Origin of the sequence: Micromonospora arida (genome assembly GCF_003857035.1) — a bacterium.
In the GTDB taxonomy this organism is placed as follows: Bacteria; Actinomycetota; Actinomycetes; order Mycobacteriales; family Micromonosporaceae; genus Micromonospora; species Micromonospora arida.
This window is the reverse complement of record NZ_QGSY01000244.1, coordinates 1-19,697: the sequence shown is the minus strand read 5'-3', so window position 1 is coordinate 19,697 and position 19,697 is coordinate 1. Positions and strand designations below refer to the sequence as shown.

At 70.2% G+C, this 19,697-nt stretch carries 18 protein-coding genes; 7 read left to right on the top strand and 11 right to left on the bottom strand.

All coding sequences use genetic code 11. The features are described 5' to 3' along the window. Positions 1-713: uroporphyrinogen-III C-methyltransferase (gene cobA / locus DLJ58_RS24635; RefSeq protein ID WP_124859719.1), on the top strand; the 713-nt coding region annotated here is incomplete at its 5' end. Positions 714-857: 144 nt separating this feature from the next. Here the strand turns inward: cobA and DLJ58_RS24630 are convergent. The 4 genes from DLJ58_RS24630 to DLJ58_RS24615 all read right to left on the bottom strand — a co-directional run bounded on the left by DLJ58_RS24630 (position 858) and on the right by DLJ58_RS24615 (position 7,087). Next, positions 858-1,931 (bottom strand): hypothetical protein, encoded by a 1,074-nt coding sequence (locus DLJ58_RS24630; protein ID WP_124859717.1) that lies wholly within the window; start codon positions 1,929-1,931, stop codon positions 858-860. A 344-nt stretch (positions 1,932-2,275) separates the two neighbouring features. Continuing rightward, a complete protein-coding gene (otsB, locus tag DLJ58_RS24625; protein WP_124859723.1) occupies positions 2,276-4,840 on the bottom strand; it encodes a trehalose-phosphatase in 2,565 nt (854 codons plus the stop codon). Positions 4,841-4,881: 41 nt separating this feature from the next. Continuing rightward, entirely contained in the window at positions 4,882-6,282 is a 1,401-nt protein-coding gene (locus DLJ58_RS24620; protein ID WP_030333449.1) for an alpha,alpha-trehalose-phosphate synthase (UDP-forming), read from the bottom strand. Positions 6,283-6,424: 142 nt separating this feature from the next. Then, the gene (locus DLJ58_RS24615; protein WP_124859715.1) at positions 6,425-7,087 is read right to left on the bottom strand and encodes a PIN domain-containing protein; all 663 of its coding nucleotides are present in this window, start codon (positions 7,085-7,087) and stop codon (positions 6,425-6,427) included. 209 nt (positions 7,088-7,296) lie between these two features. On the opposite strand from DLJ58_RS24615, the gene ettA reads away from it, so the two are divergent. From ettA to DLJ58_RS24595, 4 genes are all read left to right on the top strand, one after another. Further along, positions 7,297-8,973, top strand: coding sequence for an energy-dependent translational throttle protein EttA (gene ettA, locus DLJ58_RS24610; protein ID WP_124859713.1), 1,677 nt, complete (start codon positions 7,297-7,299; stop codon positions 8,971-8,973). Positions 8,974-8,985: 12 nt separating this feature from the next. Next, positions 8,986-9,432 carry an acyl-CoA thioesterase gene (locus DLJ58_RS24605; protein WP_091405490.1) on the top strand — a complete coding sequence of 149 codons (447 nt, stop codon included), beginning with the start codon at positions 8,986-8,988 and terminating at the stop codon, positions 9,430-9,432. Beyond that, entirely contained in the window at positions 9,429-10,166 is a 738-nt protein-coding gene (locus DLJ58_RS24600) for a DUF8185 domain-containing protein (protein ID WP_124859711.1), read from the top strand. Before DLJ58_RS24605 ends, DLJ58_RS24600 begins: the two co-directional genes overlap by 4 nt. A gap of 131 nt (positions 10,167-10,297) precedes the next feature. Beyond that, positions 10,298-10,885, top strand: coding sequence for a type III secretion system chaperone family protein (locus DLJ58_RS24595; RefSeq protein WP_124859709.1), 588 nt, complete (start codon positions 10,298-10,300; stop codon positions 10,883-10,885). Positions 10,886-10,906: 21 nt separating this feature from the next. Here DLJ58_RS24595 and DLJ58_RS24590 read toward each other — a convergent pair whose 3' ends face one another. From DLJ58_RS24590 to DLJ58_RS24575, 4 genes are all read right to left on the bottom strand, one after another. Further along, the gene (locus DLJ58_RS24590; RefSeq protein ID WP_124859707.1) at positions 10,907-11,335 is read right to left on the bottom strand and encodes a globin; all 429 of its coding nucleotides are present in this window, start codon (positions 11,333-11,335) and stop codon (positions 10,907-10,909) included. A gap of 123 nt (positions 11,336-11,458) precedes the next feature. Next, positions 11,459-12,844 (bottom strand): MFS transporter, encoded by a 1,386-nt coding sequence (locus DLJ58_RS24585; protein WP_124859705.1) that lies wholly within the window; start codon positions 12,842-12,844, stop codon positions 11,459-11,461. Positions 12,845-13,077: 233 nt separating this feature from the next. Continuing rightward, positions 13,078-14,073 (bottom strand): mechanosensitive ion channel family protein, encoded by a 996-nt coding sequence (locus DLJ58_RS24580; RefSeq protein ID WP_482805532.1) that lies wholly within the window; start codon positions 14,071-14,073, stop codon positions 13,078-13,080. Positions 14,074-14,196: 123 nt separating this feature from the next. Further along, the gene (locus DLJ58_RS24575) at positions 14,197-14,919 is read right to left on the bottom strand and encodes a hypothetical protein (protein WP_124859701.1); all 723 of its coding nucleotides are present in this window, start codon (positions 14,917-14,919) and stop codon (positions 14,197-14,199) included. Between the two features lie 370 nt (positions 14,920-15,289). Between DLJ58_RS24575 and DLJ58_RS24570 the strand changes: the two genes are divergently transcribed. After that, entirely contained in the window at positions 15,290-15,826 is a 537-nt protein-coding gene (locus DLJ58_RS24570; protein ID WP_030488239.1) for an HNH endonuclease, read from the top strand. 15 nt (positions 15,827-15,841) lie between these two features. Here DLJ58_RS24570 and DLJ58_RS24565 read toward each other — a convergent pair whose 3' ends face one another. Continuing rightward, positions 15,842-17,437, bottom strand: a complete 1,596-nt coding sequence (locus DLJ58_RS24565; RefSeq protein ID WP_124859699.1) for a DUF6194 family protein — start codon at positions 17,435-17,437, stop codon at positions 15,842-15,844. A gap of 84 nt (positions 17,438-17,521) precedes the next feature. Between DLJ58_RS24565 and DLJ58_RS24560 the strand changes: the two genes are divergently transcribed. Continuing rightward, positions 17,522-18,265, top strand: a complete 744-nt coding sequence (locus tag DLJ58_RS24560) for a MerR family transcriptional regulator (RefSeq protein ID WP_124859721.1) — start codon at positions 17,522-17,524, stop codon at positions 18,263-18,265. Here the strand turns inward: DLJ58_RS24560 and DLJ58_RS24555 are convergent. Both DLJ58_RS24555 and DLJ58_RS24550 read right to left on the bottom strand, forming a co-directional pair. Continuing rightward, a complete protein-coding gene (locus DLJ58_RS24555; protein WP_244219113.1) occupies positions 18,208-18,984 on the bottom strand; it encodes a class F sortase in 777 nt (258 codons plus the stop codon). The genes DLJ58_RS24560 and DLJ58_RS24555 overlap by 58 nt on opposite strands. Before the next feature lie 75 nt (positions 18,985-19,059). Further along, entirely contained in the window at positions 19,060-19,584 is a 525-nt protein-coding gene (locus DLJ58_RS24550; protein ID WP_124859695.1) for a hypothetical protein, read from the bottom strand. Positions 19,585-19,697 lie beyond the last annotated feature (113 nt).

The following is a 19,697-nucleotide window of genomic DNA, read 5'->3' as shown; positions in this document are numbered from 1 at the left end:
CGCCGGTCGGGGCGGGGCCGGGGGACCCGGAGCTGATCACCGTGAAGGGTTGGCGGCTGCTCACCGAGGCCGACGTGGTGGTCGCCGACCGGTTGGTGCCCGGGTTGCTCCTCGACGAGTTGCGTCCCGACGTGGAGCTGGTGGACGCCTCGAAGATCCCCTACGGCCCGTCCCGGGCCCAGGAGGAGATCAACCAGATCCTGGTCGACCGGGCGCTGGCGGGCGCCTTCGTGGTGCGGCTCAAGGGCGGTGACCCGTACGTCTTCGGCCGTGGCGGTGAGGAGTTGCTGGCCTGCGCGGCCGCCGGCGTGCCGGTGACCGTCGTGCCCGGGGTGACCAGCTCGATCGCCGCGCCGGCCGCGGCGGGCATCCCGGTCACCCACCGGGGGGTGGCGCACGAGTTCACTGTGGTCTCCGGGCACCTGGCACCCGACGCGCCGGCTTCGCTGGTGCGCTGGGACGCCCTCGCGGGTCTGCACGGCACCCTGGTGATCCTGATGGGGTTGAAGAACCTCGCCGCCATCACGGCCACCCTGATCGCCCACGGTCGGTCGCCGCAGACGCCGGCCGCGGTGGTCCAGGAGGCCACGACGGGCACCCAGCGGGTGCTGCGGTCCACGTTGGGCGAGGTCGCCGCCGATCTGTTGGCGGCCGAACTGCGCCCGCCCGCCGTGGTGGTGGTGGGCGACGTGGTGGACGCCCTCGACGGCTGACACATCGTCGAGGCGAATGCGGGCCTGGCGCCGGACCGGCCGGTGCCAGGCACCACGAAACCGGCCCAGGCAACCAAACCTGAGCCGGAATCTGTGGTTACTACCGAGCGGAACTGCCTACCTTTTGAAGCACCTCAGCTTCCGTTACTGCCACGGGCAGGTCTTGCTCCCGCCACCGCCGTCAGCGGGTTGACCGGTGATCTTGCAGATCGTCACGCCGGCGCCGGGCGTGTACGACTGCAACTGCTGGGTGTATCCCCAGCGGACCTCCGCGCCCTGCGGGACAACGACGGACTGCCCATATTCGGCAGATCCGGAGTCGAAGCCAGTGCCCTGGTAACTCAGGGCGTAGCGGCCCGGGTTGGGATGTGAGACGTTGACGTAGGTGCAGTCGCCAGGGATGGAGACACTGAACACCGCGACCGGACCAGCCGACACTCCAAGGTTGTATCCCGCGCCGCAGTTCTCGTAGCTGCCACCGGGAACGTTCTCATCGTTCCAGAGAAAGACGCCCGAATAGCCCGAGCCCGGGTAGCTGGACATATACATTTCCTGGATCTCAGACGTCCACGGGTCGAGCGCGTCGATGTAGCCGCGCCGCTTGGTCGCATAGTAGTTGTAGCTGCCATTGCCGTCGTTTTTGGTTACCCACCGCTCCCAGGTGGCGTTCATGAGAGCCTTGTCGGCGACCTCGATCCGGTAATTCCCCGAGGCGGTCCGCAACGGGTACGGCTCTGCGGCCACAGCAGCGCTACCCTCCGCGAGCAGCGCCTGCTCATTGGCGGGAACGTACGGGGAGTCCTCAACGTACGCGTCGTAGCCATTCTCGTAGACCTTGAGGCTGACTTTCTTGATCTCGATGTCGCGGGGAGCGTACATTCGGATGTCCGGACCCAGCTCGAGCAGATCGACCTCCGACGGCGCGTAGGCTTTGCCTGTTGCGGCTGCGGTGTCGCGAACAAACTTGCTGCGCTTCTGCTGACGGTCGTCCACTTCGGCCTGGGCCAGGCCGCGACTGCGGGCCTTCAGATCCTTCTGGCGCGAGTCTCGAATGGTTGTCCTGATGCGGTTGCTGTCGAAAGTGAGCTCTCCGAGGAGGGCGCCCTTGTCCTTCTCGACAGTAGGTTCGGGGGCGGCCGCGGCGGGCGCACCAACGCCTGCTCCTGCGGTGGTTGCGGCCAGCAACAGCGCTGCCAACCATGCTTGGGTCCTGCGCACGTGAGATCCTTTCATTGGGGGGTTTCCGTCACTGCGTGCCGAGCATTTGGGCCTGGCAGGCGAATTGAAAACTCGAACTTGTCTTCGCACCAAGTCGCCAGGCTCAGTAGCCGGCACCCACTCATCGTCAGCTTTCGGAATTCCACAGTGAAGGATTCGGCCTGTTCGGGACTGTTCCGAACACTCAGTGGATCAGCCCGGCAGGAGGCCCGACGCGCGGGCGAGCGCAGGTTGAGGCGTGCGGACAGATCGGCGGAGTCGCTGTGGACACAGACTCACAGGGCCGGACAGCCGACGGGGCCGGAGCATGTGCGCTCCGGCCCCGTCGTCGTACCAACTGTCGATTATTGCTTGAGCATGTTGTCCAGCAGCAGGGCACAGCGGATCAGACCGAGGTGGCTGTACGCCTGCGGGTGGTTGCCCAGGCCGCGCTCGGCGAGCGGGTCGTACTGCTCGGGGAGCAGACCGGTCGGGCCGGCGGTCAGCACCATCTGCGCGAACAGTTCCTCGGCGTCGGTGCGGCGGCCGGTGCGCAGGTACGCCTCGATCAGCCACGCCGTGCAGATGTGGAACCCGCCCTCACGGCCGGGCAGGCCGTCGTCCCAGTGGTAGCGGTAGACGACCGGGCCGCTGCGCAGGTCCGCCTCGATCCGCAGGACGGTGGACAGGAAGCGCGGGTCGTCGCCCGGGAGCAGGCCGGAGAGGCCGATCCAGAGCGATGAGGCGTCCATGTCCTCGTCCCCGTACGCGACGCTGTACGCCTCGACGTCGGAGTGCCAGCCGTGCTCCAGCACGTTGGCGCCGATCCGGTCGCGCAGGTCCTTCCACTCGGGCCGGTCCTCGCCGCCGTGCTCGCGCATCACGTGCAGCGCGCGGTCGACTGTCATCCAGCACATCACCTTGGAGAAGACGTGGTGCCGGGGTGGCAGCCGGGCTTCCCAGATGCCGTGGTCGGGCTCGTGCCAGCGGCGGCGGACCGCCTCGACCATGTTCTCCAGGACCCGCCACTCGTCGTCGCGGACCGAACCGCGAGCGTCGGCGACGGCCGCGATCAGGTCGGCGATCGGGCCGAAGACGTCCAGCTGCAACTGGTGGTTGGCGAGGTTGCCGACCCGGACCGGCCGGGAGCCGGCGTACCCGGGCAGCGTGTCGATGACCGCCTCGGCGCCCAGCTCGTAGCCGTCGATGGTGTAGAGCGGGTGCAGTCGCTCCGGGTGCCCGCCGGTGCGCTCGATGCAGCCGTCCACCCAGCGCAGCAGCGCCTCGGCCTCCTCGACGGAGCCCAGGTCGACGAGTGCGCGGGCGGTCAGCGCGGCGTCGCGCAGCCAGCAGTAGCGGTAGTCCCAGTTCCGGACGCCGCCCAGCTCCTCGGGGAGCGAGGTGGTCGCCGCGGCCAGGATCGAGCCGGTGGCCTCGTGGCAGAGCCCGCGCAGGGTGAGGGCGCTGCGCGCGACCAGGTCCCGGGCGGTGGACGGCAGCCGCAGCGAGGCCACCCAGTCCTTCCACGGCTGCTCGGCGGCGGCCTGCCGCTCGTGGATCGGCACCCGGTGGTGCTCCAGGCTGTGCGTGCCGAAGCGCAGCTCCAGCACGACCTGGCCACCGGCGGCGGAGAGGTCGACGATCGCCTTGGCGGTCTCGTAACCGCCGTCGTTGCCGACCTCCCACTCCACGCCGGGGGCGTAGAGCGCGACCGGTTCGTTGGAGCCGAGCACCAGCAGGCCGTCGCCGAGCGGCTGCAACTGCACGGCGACCTGGCCGAACTCGGGCCTCGGCGCGAACTCCACCTTGGCCTTGCCACTGCCGGTCAGCACCCGGACCAGTGTGGAGTCGCCGGTGATGACCGCCGGGCTGTCGTCCGGGGTGGTCTCCCGGGCCGGCTTGTCCAGCCAGTCGGTGACGGTGAGCCCGGACCAGCGGGTCTCCACGGTCATCGTGCCGGAGCGGTAGCGCTGGCCCAGCGGAATGCCGCCACGTTCCGGGGTGATGCTGAAGTGGCCGGCCGGGCTGCCACCGACCAGGTCGGCGAAGATCGCCGCCGAATCGGGCTTGGGGTGGCAGAGCCAGCTCACCTTGGCCTCGGGGGTGAGCAGAGCGACGGTACGACCGTTGGCCAGCATGGAGTGCCGTTCGATCGGCACCGCCCGCTCACCGAACAGCCAGTGCCGCCGGGTCTCCAACAGCAGCGCCAGCGCGCGGGCGGCCTCCAGCGGGTCGGCCACCCGGTAGCTGGCCTCGGTGTCGCCGGGGCCGATCTTGATGCCGAGGTCGGGACCGTGCAGGTGGGCGAACCCGTTCTCGTCGGTGACGTCGTCGCCGATGAACAGCACCGCGCTGGAGGCGAGCTGGGTCCGCAACTGGTCGAGTGCGGTGCCCTTGTGGGTGGCCACCACGGAGAGTTCGATGACCTCCTTGCCCTGGGTCACCGTGACGCCGTCGAAGGTGGCCGGACCGTTGAGGACCGCCTCGATGGCGGCGGCGGCGATCTGCGGGTCGACCCCACGGGTGTGCATCGCGACGCTCGCCGGCTTGCGTTCCATCCGGATGCCCGGGTGCTGGGCGGCGATCTCACGCAGCGCGTTGCGGACCTGGGTCCGCACGGCGACCAGCTCGGGGGAGAGCCGCTCGACGAAGCCGATGTCGAACTCGGAGCCGTGGCTGCCGACGAGGTGCACCTCGCTGGGCAGCCGCGAGAGCGCGGCCAGGTCGCGCAGCGCCCGACCGGAAACCACCGCCACGGTGGTCTGCGGCAGGGCGGCGAGCGCGCGGACGGCAGCCACCGACTCGGGCAGCGGGACGGCCGTGCTCGGGTCCTCCACGATCGGCGCCAGCGTGCCGTCGTAGTCGCAGGCGACCAGGAGTTGGGGGACCCGGGCGATCCGGCCGATGGCGGAACGCAACTCAGGGTCCATGACCCCGGTGGCGGTTGCCGCCCCATCGTTGACGGACGTGTTCACTCGGCCTCCGCCTCGGGAACTCCGAGCTCAGAGAGGAAAGACTTGGCCCAGTGGCCCACGTCGTGGGTACGCAGGTGACGTTGCATTGTCCGCATCCGGCGGCGTGCCTCGGTTTTCTCCACGTGCACTGCCCGGAGGAGGGCGTCCTTGACCGCGTCCGGGTCGTGCGGGTTACACAAAAATGCCTGGCGAAGCTCGGTGGCGGCGCCGGCGAACTCGCTGAGCACGAGCGCGCCACCTTGGTCGGCACGTGATGCTACGTATTCCTTCGCCACGAGGTTCATTCCGTCTCGCAGCGGGGTCACCATCATCACGTCGGCAGCAACGTACATCGCCGCCAGCTCACTGCGACTGTACGACTGATGGAGGTAATGGACCGCCGGCACGCCGACCCTGCCGAACTCGCCGTTGATCCGACCGACCTCGCGCTCCACCTTCACCCGTAGTGCCTGGTAGTGCTCCACGCGCTCGCGGCTGGGTGTGGCGACCTGAACCATGACCGCGTCGGGAACTGTCAACTTTCCGTCAGCCAGCAGCTCCCGGAAGGCCTTGAGCCGCAACTCGATGCCCTTGGTGTAATCCAGCCGGTCCACGCCCAGAATTATCGTCTTCGGGTCGCCCAACTCGGCGCGAATCTGCTTGGCCCGGGCCTGGATCGCCGGATCGGCGGCCATCCGCTCCATCTCCTGGGTGTCGATCGAGATGGGGAAGGCGCCCGCCTTCACCTGCCGACCGTCAACCTGGATCATCTGCCCCTCGTAGCGCAGCCCGAGCAGGTGCCGGGCCAGCCGGACGAAGTTCTGCGCGGCCAGCCGCTGCTGGAAACCGACCAGGTCGGCGCCGAGCAGACCGCGCAGGATCTCGGTACGGAACGGCATCTGCATGAACAGCTCGATCGGCGGGAACGGGATGTGCAGGAAGAACCCGATCCGCAGGTCCGGGCGGAGCTCACGGAGCATCGCCGGTACCAACTGGAGCTGGTAGTCCTGCACCCAGACCGTCGCGCCCTCGGCCGCCACGTCGGCTGCGGCCTCCGCGAACCGGGCGTTGACCAGGCGGTACGCCTCCCGCCACCGGCGCTTGTAGGCCGGCGTCTCCACCGCGTCGTGGTAGAGCGGCCAGATCGTCGCGTTGGACTGGCCCTCGTAGTAGCGCTCCAACTCCTCGGCGCTGAGCGGGACCGGGTGCAGCCGGATCCCCTCCAGGTCGAACGGCTCGGGGGCCGCGCCGGTGCCACCGGCCCAGCCGACCCAGGTGCCCTTGTGTTCGGCGAGTACGGGATGCAGCGCGGTGACCAGCCCGCCAGGGCTACGTCGCCACTGCCGGCCCTCGGGTGTGCTCACCTCGTCGACCGGCAGACGGTTCGCCACTACGACAAAGGAGCTACGGACGGTCACGATCGGCCACCTCCGGGTGCTGACGGGTCCACCGCGATGAGCGTACTGAGCGTAGCTGCGGCGTCTTGTGCCCCGTGCCGGAGTCTCCTACCCGCCTCGGTGCGACCGAATCCTAGAGGTGATCTTGTCGACAGCCCGCAGGTCAGAGGTCGATGATCGGCCAATCCTTCGGCAACACCTCGCCGAGCAACTCCCGCCGATCCGTCATGATCGGTGTGATCGCCCGAGCGGCCTCCATCGCAGCCTGGGCCAGATCCACGGCCGGCACACTCCGCAACCACAGGCCCAGCGCAGCCGAGCAGTCCGCAGTCAGGGCAGTGACCTGCGTCGGGCGTAGAGCGGCAAGGAGGTCCAGCACCCACCACCCCTCTTGGGGAATTTGTCGGTAGGCGCTGGCCAGGCATCCCGCCGGGATGACCACCGTCAGTCGGCGATCAGAGGCCACCACGATCCTGGCGGCGACATCCTCATCGCCACCGGCGAAGGCCAGCAGCGCCGGAGTGTCCAACACGAATGCCGATCTGCCAGGAGTGAACGCCGGTTCATCCGGCATGCCCGCCTCGGGTCCTGCGACGAGAGCACCCAGTTTCGGTGTGATCTGCTCCAGCGCCGCGTTCACCACCCGACCGGCCCGCTTCAGGTGAGCCGGAGAGAGCGCGAAGCCCGCCTGCCGGAGTTTGCGCAGGATGCGCTCGTCGGTCATGTCCTTTCGTATGCAATCCGTCAGAAAGGCCGAGATGTCGGGTTCTTCGGCCAGCCGGTCGGCCAGCTCGTCCGGCAGCTCGATGACGAGCTCGGTAGACATCCAGTCACGATAAAAAGCGGACTGCCGAGCGGCAACGCGGCGCGCCCGCGTACTCCTGGGGCGGGGTGATGTGGGCGAAGCGCGCCGTACCTGTCAGGATTGACGATGGCGTGCGCGCGGCCGGCTCCCGGCCGGCGGCGGCGGGCGGTCCTCGCAGCCCGCGCCGCGCCGCCGATCAGCGACAGCAACCGACGGAGGTAGCCCGCACCGTGGCCCAGTACATCTACGTCCTGGAAAAGGCGCGCAAGGCGCACGGCGACAAGGTCGTGCTCGACAACGTCACGTTGAGCTTCCTGCCGGGAGCCAAGATCGGTGTGCTCGGTCCGAACGGCGCCGGTAAGTCCAGCCTCCTCAAGATCATGGCAGGGCTGGACAAGCCGAGCAACGGCGAGGCCCGACTCATGCCCGGCTACACCGTCGGCATGCTCGCCCAGGAGCCCCCGCTCAACGAGGCCAAGACAGTGCTCGGCAACGTCGAGGAGGCGGTCGCCGAGACCAAGGCCAAGCTGGAGCGGTTCAACAAGATCGCCGAGCAGATGGCCACCGACTACTCCGACGAGCTGATGGAGGAGATGGGCAAGCTCCAGGAGGAGCTTGACCACCTCGACGCCTGGGACGTCGACTCCAAGCTCGAACTGGCCATGGACGCGCTGCGCTGCCCGCCGCCGGACGCCGACGTGACCCAGCTCTCCGGTGGTGAGCGCCGTCGGGTAGCGCTCTGCAAGCTGCTGCTGGAGGCACCCGACCTGCTGCTGCTCGACGAGCCCACCAACCACCTGGACGCGGAGAGCGTCTCCTGGCTGGAGCAGCACCTGGCGAAGTACGCCGGCACCGTCATGGCGATCACCCACGACCGGTACTTCCTCGACAACGTGGCCAACTGGATCCTTGAGCTGGACCGTGGCCGGACCTACCCGTACGAGGGCAACTACTCCACCTACCTGGAGAAGAAGGCCGCCCGGCTGGCCGTCGAGGGTCGCCGCGACGCCAAGATGAAGAAGCGCCTCACCGAGGAGCTGGAGTGGGTCCGCTCCAACGCCAAGGCCCGGCAGACCAAGTCGAAGGCACGCCTCGACCGGTACGACGAGATGGCCACCGAGGCGGAGAAGACCCGCAAGCTGGACTTCGAGGAAATCCAGATCCCGCCGGGCCCGCGCCTGGGCAGCACGGTGATCGAGGCGAACAACCTCAGCAAGGGCTTCGGCGACCGGCTGCTGATCGACAACCTGTCGTTCTCGCTGCCGCGCAACGGCATCGTCGGCATCATCGGCCCCAACGGTGTCGGCAAGACCACGCTGTTCAAGACCATCGTCGGACTGGAGGAGCCGACCGGCGGCGAGGTCCGGGTCGGCCCCACCGTCTCGCTGTCGTACGTCGACCAGAACCGTGAGGGCCTCAACGGCGACAAGACCGTCTGGGAGGTCGTCTCCGACGGGCTGGACTACCTGATGGTGGGCAAGGTCGAGATGCCGTCGCGGGCGTACATCGCCGCGTTCGGCTTCAAGGGCCCGGACCAGCAGAAGCCGACGAAGGTGCTCTCCGGCGGCGAGCGCAACCGGCTCAACCTGGCGCTGACCCTGAAGATCGGCGGCAACGTCATCCTGCTCGACGAGCCGACGAACGACCTGGACGTGGAGACGCTGTCCAGCCTGGAGAACGCGCTGCTGGAGTTCCCCGGCTGCGCCGTGGTCATCTCGCACGACCGGATGTTCCTGGACCGCGTCGCCACGCACATCCTGGCCTGGGAGGGCGACGACCAGGACCCGTCCAAGTGGTTCTGGTTCGAGGGCAACTTCGAGGCGTACGAGAAGAACAAGATCGACCGCCTCGGCGCGGAGGCTGCCCGGCCGCACCGGGTGACCTACCGCAAGCTGACCCGCGACTGACCGGCCGAGAAGGTGTCTGACCGCTTCGTCTACCACTGCACCCTGCGCTGGTCCGACCTGGACGCGTACGGCCACGTCAACAACTCGCGCTTCCTCACCCTGTACGAGGAGGCGCGGGTGGCGTTGATGTTCGCCGGCGGCCGGGCCTGGGGCGTCGGCTCGTTCGCCGACGGGGTGGTGATCCGCCGGCACGAGGTCGACTACCTGCGACCGGTCGACTACGCGCTCGGCCGGGCCACCGCGGAGGCGGCACCCACAGTGCGGATCGAGCTGTGGGTGGAGGAGATCCGGGCCTCCCGGTTCACAGTCGCCTACGAGCTGTACGACGGCGAGGTGCTGGCCAGCCGGGCCCGTTCGGTGCTGGTGCCGTTCGACCTGACCCGCCAGGTGCCCCGGCGGATCACCACCGAGGAACGGGACTTCCTGCTCACGTACGCGCCGCAGGGCGGCGCGGCGTGACCCGGCCGGGCACCGCCGAGCCGGGCCGGACGGCCGCGTCCACCCACGGTGTCGCCGGGGTGGCGGACGCGGGCGCCTTCCTGGCCCGGCTGGTCCGGTTGGATCCGGTCGCGCCGGTCCGGCTGCGGCCGGCCGGCGCACCGGGCCGGGTCGCCCTGTGGGCCCGGCTGCCGTGGCAGGTCCTGGTGGTCCGCACGGTTGCCGGTGGGCCGGCCGACGGCGTCGCGGAGGACGTCACTGTGGCAGCCGCGGAGCTGCTCGCCGAGCTGGAGCGGGGCGGCGCGACCCTGCCGACCCGCCGGGACGCCCAGTGGCGGTGGCCGCTGCCGCCGACGCGGAGCGACCAGGTGGAGGCGCTGCCCGTTGCCGAGTTGCGACGGATCGCCGACGCGGCGGCGGGCACCCTGCGGACGGCGAGCGAGCAGGGTGTGGCCGGCCGTGCCGTGGGCCAGCGGGCCCTGCGTGACGCGTTGCTCGACCACGTGGCGGTGCTGATCACCCCGGACGGGACGCCCGCCGCGCCGGTCGAGGTGCCGCAGCGGCTGGTGCAGGGGGTGGTCCGGATGGGCTTCCTCGGCGCCGCCCACGGCTCGGCGGCCGGCGAGGGCGGGGACGCCGTTCAGGTGCGGGTGGCCGGTCGTTGGGTCGGCCTGGTGGGACCGCACGGAGCGGCTTGGTTGCAGAAGGCCACGGATCTTGCCGTGACACCCCTGAGCACTCGTCCGAACGGATGATCCCGGATCATTCTTCTGGTCAGGGGCGGCCGTTGGGGGGGTGCTTCAACTCGGCTGTCCGGGTACCGTCCATCCTCGGATCCAACGCACCGTAGGCGACTGGATCCGCTGGGGAGTGAGGTGCGCGAGCGATGCCGTGGTGGTCATGGCGCCCCGGTCCCGCCGACGGCGGCGGCGATCCGGAAGCCCGAAGCGGGATCACAGTCGATAGCGCGGTCCGGATCGGGCCGCCCAGCCCTCGCCAGCCGGGGGACGACTGCCCGTCCAACGAGCGGCCCGTGCTGACCGAGATGCCCGCCACCGTCGAGCCGGTGAGTCTGCGCCGGGTCTGTGACGCGCTCGATCTGCTCGACGTGCGTTACCTGGCCGACGGCGACGGCAACCTGCTGGCGATGTGGGAGCGGCACGCGGTGCTGGTCACCCTCGAAGGGCCGGAGGACGAGATCCTGGTCATGCGGGCACGTCCGCACGCCACGGTCCCGCCGGACTGGGCCGACCGGGCATACCGGGTGGTCAACGAGTGGAACCACACCCGCCGGTTCTGCAAGGCGTACATCGGTGACCCGACCGAGCGCGGTCAGCTACCGATCTACGCCGAGCTTCAGGTGCCCCTGGGTGCCGGCACCCACGACGCGCTCCTGGTCGAGATGCTCGACTGCGGCGCGGCGGTTGCCACCAGCTTCGTGGACTGGCTGCACGACGAGGGCGCGCTGCTCTGACGCCGCTCCGGGTGGGGTGGGTCAGCCGCCGTTGGCCGGGTCGTCCTCGACGTTGACCATGAAGTACGCGGCCCGCTCCAGGTAGTCCCAGAGGGTGCCGGCGATCTCCGGCTCAAGGTCGAGCCGGTCCACGGCACGGCGCATGTTCCGCAGCCAGGCGTCCCGTTCGGCCGCGCCGATCCGGAACGGCGCGTGGCGCATCCGCAGCCGTGGGTGCCCGCGCTGAGCGGAGTACGTGTTCGGCCCACCCCAGTACTGCATCAGGAACAGGGTCATCCGGTCCGCGGCCGGGCCCAGGTCCTCCTCCGGGTACATGGGTCGCAGCAGGGGGTCGGTGGCGACGCCGGCGTAGAACTCGTCGACCAGCTTGCGGAAGGTGGGTTCGCCGCCGACCGCTTCGAAGAGGGTCATCGACGCACCGGGACGGTCGGATTCACCTGCGGAAGTCACCGTTCCATCCTGCCAGGTGCGTCCGGTGCCGACCCGACCCGCACGGCGTGCGTCGGATCACGCCGGGTCGACAACCCCGAATATGGGGCACCCGGCCCGCACGGGTGGAGGTCGGTTCGACGGTCAGGTGACCGCGTGCCGGCGGTGACCGTCACCGGTATGTGGGTCGGACGTGCCTTCCACCGGGCGGTCGCTGGCCGGGCCGCCGGGCCCGGAGGGCGGCGGAGCGGCGTTGGCCAACGCGGCGGCGGTGATCGCGTCGTCCACCGTCTGCCGGTCCGGCCACCGCAGCGTGGCCACCGCCATCAGCACCACCCCGGCCGCGCTCCAGACCCCCACCACGATCGGAATGGGGAACCGTTCGGCGAGCATCCCGGTGACCAGCACCGCGAGGCCCTGGATGACCTGTATGCCGGTGGCCATCACCCCGAAGGCGCGGGCCCGGAAGCCGTTGGGCAGCGCCTGGATGAACAACCCGTTGGCCATCGGCATCATGCCGGCCACTGCGAACCCGCAGAGAGCGGCGAGCAGCGCGACCACCAGCGGCGGGGGGTCGAGTAGCACCGGTACGAGCACCAACGGGGCGAGCACCGCGAGCGGCCGCATCAGCCTCAGTCGGCGAGCCGGCCCGAACAGGCGACTCACCAGCAACCCACCGAGGATGAAGCCGATCGGGTTGGCCACCATGATCGCCGCTTGTGCGGTGCCTGCGCTCACCGCGCCACGGCTCTCGTCGTGGGCCCAGGCTGCGGCCAGACCCTCGGGAACGATCGAGAAGAGCATCGAACTGAACACCAGCACCGCGATGGCCCGCAGCACCGGTGTGCGGAACACGATGCCGAACCCCTGGCGAGTCTCCTGCAGCAGGTGGCTGCGGTGCTCCGGGTTGATGACCGCCGGGCGGTGGCGCACACCGAGGCGAACCAGCAGCGCCGAGAGACCGAACGTGGCCGCGTTGAACAGCAGCGCCGCCTCCGGGTCGATGGCGGCGACAGCGGCGCCGAAGACGTACCCCACGACCTGGGCGGCCTGCCCGACGCTGCTGTTCAGCGACAGCCCCAGCACCAGTCGGTCCCCGGTGAGCAACTGCGGGATCAGCGCGGACTTCGCCGCCTGGCTCGGCGGGTTGGCCAGCGTGGCGGCGAAGATGAGCACCAGCACCGCCTGGTACGGCAGGGCAGGAATGGCGATGAGCAGCATCAGCGCCATCCGGATGATGTCGCACGCCACCATCACCCGTCGGAACGGGTACCGCTCCGCGAGTGCGGCGAGCACGGGACCGCCGAGCAACCAGGGCAGGAAGCTGACCGCGAAGGCGGTCGCCGAGAGCGCGACGGACCGGGTCTGCTGATAGACGAGCAGGGTGACGGCGGCCTTCGCGACGTAGTCGCCGACCCAGGAAAGAGCGCCGGCCACGAACACGGCCCGGAACTCGTGCTGGCCGAAGACTTCGCGAAATGTGGCGGGGCCTTCCGCGGAAGGTCGCTCGTCAGGCACCGTCGCCTCCATCGGCCCCGGCTCGGCCGCTCGTGGCAGCCCGGCCGGAAGCGCTCGTCAGATCTACGGATCAGCGAGGATGTGATCACGCTTTGGTGTGAACGCGTGCTCCGGATTCTGCCCGATCGTCTGACAACTAGCTAGGTCGAACGGGTCGTTCGTCGCCTCTCCGACTGAACGAACGGACGATACCCGAGGGGCCGCCCGGCTCGCGACCCCTGAATTGCCGGACAATGTCGGCGGTTTCAGGTGGCGCCGCCCTGGCCGGTCTCACCCTCGGGCAACGGCCGGGTCGACAGACCGGGATAGATGCGGGCCGCAGCGATCTGCGCGGTGATCCCCGAATTCTCCAGCGCCTCGGCGAGACGTCGACGCAGTTCCCGGCCCACCGCGAACTGCCCGTCCGCGGTGGTCTTCACCACGGTGCGGATGACCGCGCCGTCCACCGTCACCTGCTCGACACCCAGCACCTCGGGCGCCTCCACGATCTCGGGTGACAGTTCCGGGTCCATGGCGATCGAGGCGGCAGCGGTCCGTAGCACCGCCGTTGCCTCCTCGGTGCTGTTGAAACCGATGGGCAGGTCCACCACCACGAGGGCCCAACCCTGGCTCTTGTTGCCCACCCGGATGATCTCGCCGTTGCGGATGTACCAGAGCACACCGCGGCCGTCGCGCACCGTGGTGACCCGCAGGCCGACCGACTCGACCACGCCCATCGCCTCGCCCAGGTCGACGTTGTCACCCACGCCGTACTGGTCCTCGATCAGCATGAAGAGGCCGGCGATCAGGTCCTTCACCAGGCTCTGCGCGCCGAAGCCCAGCGCGACGCCGGCGATCCCCGCGCTGGCCAGCAGCGGAGCCAGGTCGAAGCTGAACTCCCGCAGGATCATCAGCAGCGCGATGCCGAAGACGAACGCGGTGGTCAGGCTGCGCAGCACCGACCCGATCGCCTCGGCCCGCTGCCTCCGTCGCTCGGGCACGAACTCGGCCGGGTCGACCGCGGCGGTGGGCACCCGCTCGCGCAGCGGCCGCAGCATCGTCGGCACCGCACCATCGGTGGTCGTCCGAACCAACCGGTTGATCGTCCGGTGCAGCGCCCAGCGGGCCACCATCGCCAGTGCCAGGATCAGCAGCACCCGAAGCGGTTTGAGCAGGATCCAGTAGCTTCCCTCGGCGAACCAGGCCGACCCGGTGATCCGGTAGATCCACTCGCAGGAGGTGCTGCCCTGGCAGCTCACCAAGACGGCGTCGGACAGGGCTAGGGGCGTCACACTGGCGGCACTCACCCTGTCTTCGTACCGCAAGGGGCCCGAGCGCCCGCCGCCGACCCACCGGCCGGTGACCCGCTGCCGAGGGCAGGACGCTCACCCGCTCCGGGGCAACGCGGCGCGTAGCCGTTCGTACTCGGCCTGACTACCGATCGCCGCCCGGTGTTCGGGGTGGGCGACGTAGTGCCCGATGGCCGCAGCGAGGAAGCCCGCGTCGACGATGTCCGTCCGCAACGCCCCCCGGCTCGGCGGAATGCCGTACCGCCGAACCAGCCGGGGTTCCGTGATCCTCATCGGGAGCCACGGGCGGCGGTTGCCAGCCGGGGGAATCTGCGGGGTCAGCAGGGCCTCCCACGGCACGGTGAGCGAGCCCAGCGCCCAGGTCTGCCGTACCCCGGACGGGTGCAGTCGCACACCATGACCCCGCCACGCCCACGCCACCAGCAGCGCGGCCAGGACCATCCAGAGGACATCGAAGACCAGGTCGAACGTCGACAGCGTGCCCTCTCTGGTCGAGCGCACCAGTGCGTTGATGCGAGTGGACACGGGCCCGAGGTAGCCCACTGCGAAGAACACCGTCCAGGCGGGCCCTGGCGTGGCGAACGCCGGGACCTGTAGCTGCACCACGAAGCAGGCCGGGCGGACCCCCATGACGACGATCGCCAGGACCAGGGCCGCCAGGGAGCTGAGGATCAACAGGCGCTGCCCCACGACGGACGCGGGCTCCGGCGCTGCGGCGTTCACGCCGACCAGGAGGAGCCCAAGTGTCAGGACGACGTGCCGGTGGCGCACGGTGGCTGCGGCAAGCTTGTCGATCATGCCCTGACCATAGGAGCCGATGGCTGCTGGGCCTGCTGGCCGATCGGTCGAGGCTGAGCACCGAAGCGTCGTAACCGAGGTGGCTGGTGAGACCGGGGTCGATCCGGCGCCCGGCGCAGGTCCGGTACCGGTGAGACCGGCGGTGGGGGTGTCACCGGCCAGCGTCCGCCCAGGCCGGAGCAGTTGCCCGTCCCGGCGTGGGTGATCCGCTTACCAGAAGAGAGATTAGTACGTGCAATCCGGGGTCCGATCAGGGACTATTGGCGCAACGGACGTCGGTGATCGGCCCGGCGTCGACCGTGTGGGCCCTTGTGCCCGGCCCCGGTCGGCGGCGGTCCCCAGCAGCCGCTGAACCGGGAGGGTGAGCGCGATGCCTGACATACGACCCACGGTGGGCTCCGGCGCGTTGGTCCTCAACGCCACCTACGAGCCGCTGTGTGTCGTGTCGGTGCGTCGCGCCGCGATCCTCGTCCTCTCCGCCAAGGCGGTCTGCGTCGCCGACGGTGACGGCATCCTGCACAGCGCCCGGGACGCGCTCCCGGTGCCATCCGTGGTCCGGCTGACGCGCTTCGTCCGGGTGCCGTACCGAACGCATGTCGGGCTGTCCCGCCGGGCGATCTTCGCCCGGGACGGGTGGCGGTGCGCCTACTGCCGGGGCCCGGCCGAGACCATCGACCACGTCTTTCCGCGCAGCCGCGGTGGCCGGCACGCCTGGGAGAATGTGGTCGCCGCATGTGCCCGGTGCAACCACACCAAGGGCGACAAGACCCCGGCCGAGATGGGATGGCGGTTGCACGCGTTGCCGGCCCCGCCGAAGGGCACCGCCTGGCGGGTGCTGGGCCACCGCGCCCCCGACCCCCGCTGGGCCGACTGGCTGGACCTGCGGGAGCCCGAGGCAGCCGCCTGACCACGTAGGGCGTGGTCAGGCTCCGGGTTGCGGGCGCATCGCCCGGCGCGCTGCGCGTTCGTGGCGGTCGACCGCTCGGCCGTACGCGATCGCGAGTAGCCGGTCGATCTCGGGCAGCAGTTGCGGACCGGGCATGACGATGCTGGCGAAGCCGTACTGTGCGTAGCCCGGGTGCGGCACGAGGGTGTCCAGTCGGGCGAAGTCGAACTCGTGCCGGTGCTCCTCGAACGCCTTGGGCGGAAAGCCGAACAGCCGCTCGAACTCCGCCCGGCCCAGGTCCAGGTTGAGGCGGAAGACGCCGGGCCGGTCAAGCTGTGCGGCCTCGTCGAAGCCGGGCACGTCGTGCTCGACGATGGTGGCGAACGGCTGGCGGCGGTCCGGGCCGACAAAGAAGAACCGGTCGCCCCAGGCCGCCTCGGGTGATCCGTTCTCCTCGCTCGCCACGACCTGCTCGACGCCGGGCAGTGCGGCGATCCGATCGGCGAGCACGGCCGTGTCGACACCGGTCGGGACGTGCAGGACCGCGTCGGCGTGCTCGATGGTGGCCTGGTCCAGCGGGAAGTAGCGGTAGTCGTGCGTTCGCTGCTCGGCCGCTGCGATGTCGGACGCCGGCAGGTACCGGGGAAGGCTGCTCTCCTGCTGGAGTCGGCCCTCGTAGGTCGAGGCGGCGGGGGGCCCCATGCCGAGCGCCGGGCTCGCGCCGAGGCTGCCGGCGATCACCGCGTACCGGTCGCCCAGCAGCGACGCGATGATGGCGCCGGCGCCGGCCCATGTCACCTTCGTGTCGGCCAGCGTCATCGTGCTCAGGTGACGCTGGAGGTGCGTGTTGTGCGCGAAGACCAGTGTGGGCCCGCGGTGTGCCTCGGCCGATCGGATCGCGAGCAGGTTCTCGGCCATCAGCGCGTCCCGGACCGCGGCCAGGCGGGCGAAGCGTTCCTCCTGGGCCAGTGGTGCGGCGGCCGCGGCGTGGTAACGCAGCAACGCGACCGCGGCCGTGGCGTGCACGAACGCCGCCGGCCAGCCCGCTGACTTCCACGGTGCCCGCAGGTACAGCTCGGTCAGCAGGTCGTCGGCGAGCACCCGCAGTCGCTGGGCTTCGGTCGAGCGCCCGACCGATCGGCCGGGTTCCCAGATCGCGGCCGTGTCACTCCACCGCACCTCGTCGCCGATCAGGTCGTCGATCTCGGCAGCCCGGTCCAGGTCCAGGAACTGGCAGACCTGGGCGAGGTGGCGGCGCGGGCTCGGGGCACTCTCCAACTCCACCGGGGCGTCGAAGCCGTGGAACGTCAGTCGCTCGGCGACCGGCCGTCCGGCGTTCCACTCCCGCATCCGCAGCAGGAGGTCGCGGTTGGCCGGGGCCGCTCCGAATCCGTGGCTGAACCCTTCGGCGAGCGCCCGGTCGAGCGTCACGGCGCCGACGCCCTGCACGAACTCGTCGGCGATCAGCCCGGCCGTCCGGTCGCTCTCCACGGCGATCGAGCGGTAACCGTGCTCCGCCAGCGACAGAAAGGCCTCGTTGCGGAGTTGGAGGAAGGCGGACTCACCGTGCGTCGGTTCGCCGAGCGCGAGCAGCTCCGGGGATACCGCCAGCAGGTCGAGAAAAGGTGGCATTCCATGAACCGTATCGTTGAACCAGCGGTTGAGACTCACGAGCGGTGGAGCGCGGTGACAGGCACAAAACCTTCAAACCCCGGGGTGCGGCGACCGATCGACCTCGCGCGCGCCCACGGTCTCTCCGCGCAGGCCGTGCGCAACTACGAACGAGACGGCGTCCTGCCGCCGGCCCAGCGCACGCCGAACGGCTACCGTCGCTTCACCGAACTGCACGCCAAGGCGCTTCGTGCCTACCTCGCGTTGATCCCGGGCCACGGCTATGCGGCCAGTGGCGAGATCATGCGGGCCGTCAACCGAGGTGAGATCGACACGGCGTTGCGCACCATCGACCAGGGTCATGCCCTGCTTCAGCGCGATCGGGAAACCCTGGACGCTGTCGAGGCGGCGGTGGCGACGCTCACCGGAACGAGACCGCAACCGCAGAGCCAGAGAGCCGTGCCGATCAGCGTGCTGGCTCACCGGCTCGGTCTACAGGCGGCCACGCTGCGCAAATGGGAGCGGGCCGGGGTGCTGCGACCGGTGCGTGATCCGATGACCCACTACCGGCTCTACCTTCCCGACGACGTCCGGGACGCCGAACTGGCCCACCTGTTGCGCCGCGGCGGGTACCGGCTCGACCACATCGCCGGCGTGCTGCGTCGAGTGCGCGACGCTGGCGGCGCCGAACCGCTCGCCGCGTCGTTGCGCCAGTGGCGGCAACGGCTCACCGAGCGAGGCCGGGCCATGCTCACCGGGGCCGCCCGGCTCGCCGAGTACGTCGACAGCGGTCAGCCGCCTGAACGCGCCTTGACCAGCGAGGCGAAGACCACCACGTTGTCCGCGTAGCCGGTCTCGCCGCCGACCCACTGGCCGCCGCAGGTGATCAGTCGGAGACTCGGGCGGCTGAAGTCGCCGTACACCTCGTCCACCGGCAGTCGGCCCTTGTCGAACTTCTCCACCGAGTTGACCTCGAAGACCGCCACGCGCTGGTCGGTGCGGGTGACCTCGATCTCGTCACCGGAGCGCAGCTCGCGGAGTTTGTGGAAGACCGCCGGTCCGCTGGTGGTATCGACGTGCCCGACGATCACGGCTGGGCCGTACTGGCCCGGGGTGGGCCCCTGGTCGTACCAGCCGGCCTCCTGGGCGCGGGCCGCGTCCGGCACGGCGATCGTGCCGTCCGGGGCGATGCCCACGTCGTGTACGGGCGCCCGCAGGTCGATCTTCTCGATGGCGAGGCTGGTCGGATGGCTGGCCGGCAGTACCGGGAACTTCTTCGGCGGCGGTCGCAGGCCGGCGCTGAGCCGGTCCGGCAACAGGCTCATCCCGGTCACCTGCTCGACGCCGAGCATCGCCACGATCAGCACCATCAGCGCGGCGATGGCCAGCACCGGCAACCCGGGGCTCGTACCGAACCGGTGTCGGGCCGACGGCGGCCCGGCCGGCCGCCGTGGCGGCAGTGGGCGGGCGGCCGGATCGGTGGTGGTGACGCTGGCCGACACGGCCTGCCCGGCGACCCGGCGCAGCCGTCCGGAGACGCGGGCCACCAGCCGGCCGGACGCGCGCAGCGCCGGCCCGGCCCGGAGGCGGGCGCGGCGATCCCGCCGCGCACGCGCGGATCTGCGGGTCATGGGTGATCCGGCTCAGGAGCCGGCTCCCGATCGACGTCGGCCGCCGGCCATCCCGAGCACGATCGCGGTGGCCACCAGCGCCACGCCACCGAGCACCAGCAGCGAGCCGGTGCCGCGCCCACCGGCCATCCCACCGCCACCGGTCGCCGGGCCCTTGCTGGGTGAGGCCATGTTCAACACGGTCAACGTGGTCGACGACGTCTGGCCGTTCTCGCAGCGCAGGTCGACCGGGTAGTCACCGGCAGCCTTGTCGCTCGGAATGGTGGCCTGCCCGGTCAGGAACCCCTTGTCCGGTTTGAGCATCACGTGCCCGAACGCGTCGGAGTGCACGTTGGACTGTCGGTTGTTGTTGTCGTTGTCGCAGCTCGCCTTGATGTTGACTCGGCTGCCGGCCTGGGCGCTGTTCGGTGTCACCTCGACGAAGACGTTCTCGCCGGCTCGCGCCGGCGCGATCGACAACAGGACGAACGCCCCGACCAGCCCCACCAGTGTCAGTACGGACGAGAGCGCGCGGTTGATCGTGCGGATTGCCTGCATGATTTCCCCCCAACCGGCGACGACCGCCGGAACCCTCCCCTGGGCACGCGGGCTGCTTTCCCGCTGGCGCGGGGGCAAACCCGCAGGACGGGCAGGGTCAGCGGGGTCGGGGG

Bases quoted from the DNA above. Each gene is read 5' to 3' on its own strand.
- DLJ58_RS24570 (WP_030488239.1), top strand. From the start codon at position 15,290: ATGCCTGACATACGACCCACGGTGGGCTCCGGCGCGTTGGTCCTCAAC.
- DLJ58_RS24565 (WP_124859699.1), bottom strand. From the start codon at position 17,437: ATGCCACCTTTTCTCGACCTGCTGGCGGTATCCCCGGAGCTGCTCGCG.
- DLJ58_RS24550 (WP_124859695.1), bottom strand. From the start codon at position 19,584: ATGCAGGCAATCCGCACGATCAACCGCGCGCTCTCGTCCGTACTGACA.
- DLJ58_RS24585 (WP_124859705.1), bottom strand. From the start codon at position 12,844: ATGGAGGCGACGGTGCCTGACGAGCGACCTTCCGCGGAAGGCCCCGCC.
- otsB (WP_124859723.1), bottom strand. From the start codon at position 4,840: ATGGACCCTGAGTTGCGTTCCGCCATCGGCCGGATCGCCCGGGTCCCC.
- DLJ58_RS24615 (WP_124859715.1), bottom strand. From the start codon at position 7,087: ATGTCTACCGAGCTCGTCATCGAGCTGCCGGACGAGCTGGCCGACCGG.
- DLJ58_RS24595 (WP_124859709.1), top strand. From the start codon at position 10,298: ATGCCGTGGTGGTCATGGCGCCCCGGTCCCGCCGACGGCGGCGGCGAT.
- DLJ58_RS24575 (WP_124859701.1), bottom strand. From the start codon at position 14,919: ATGATCGACAAGCTTGCCGCAGCCACCGTGCGCCACCGGCACGTCGTC.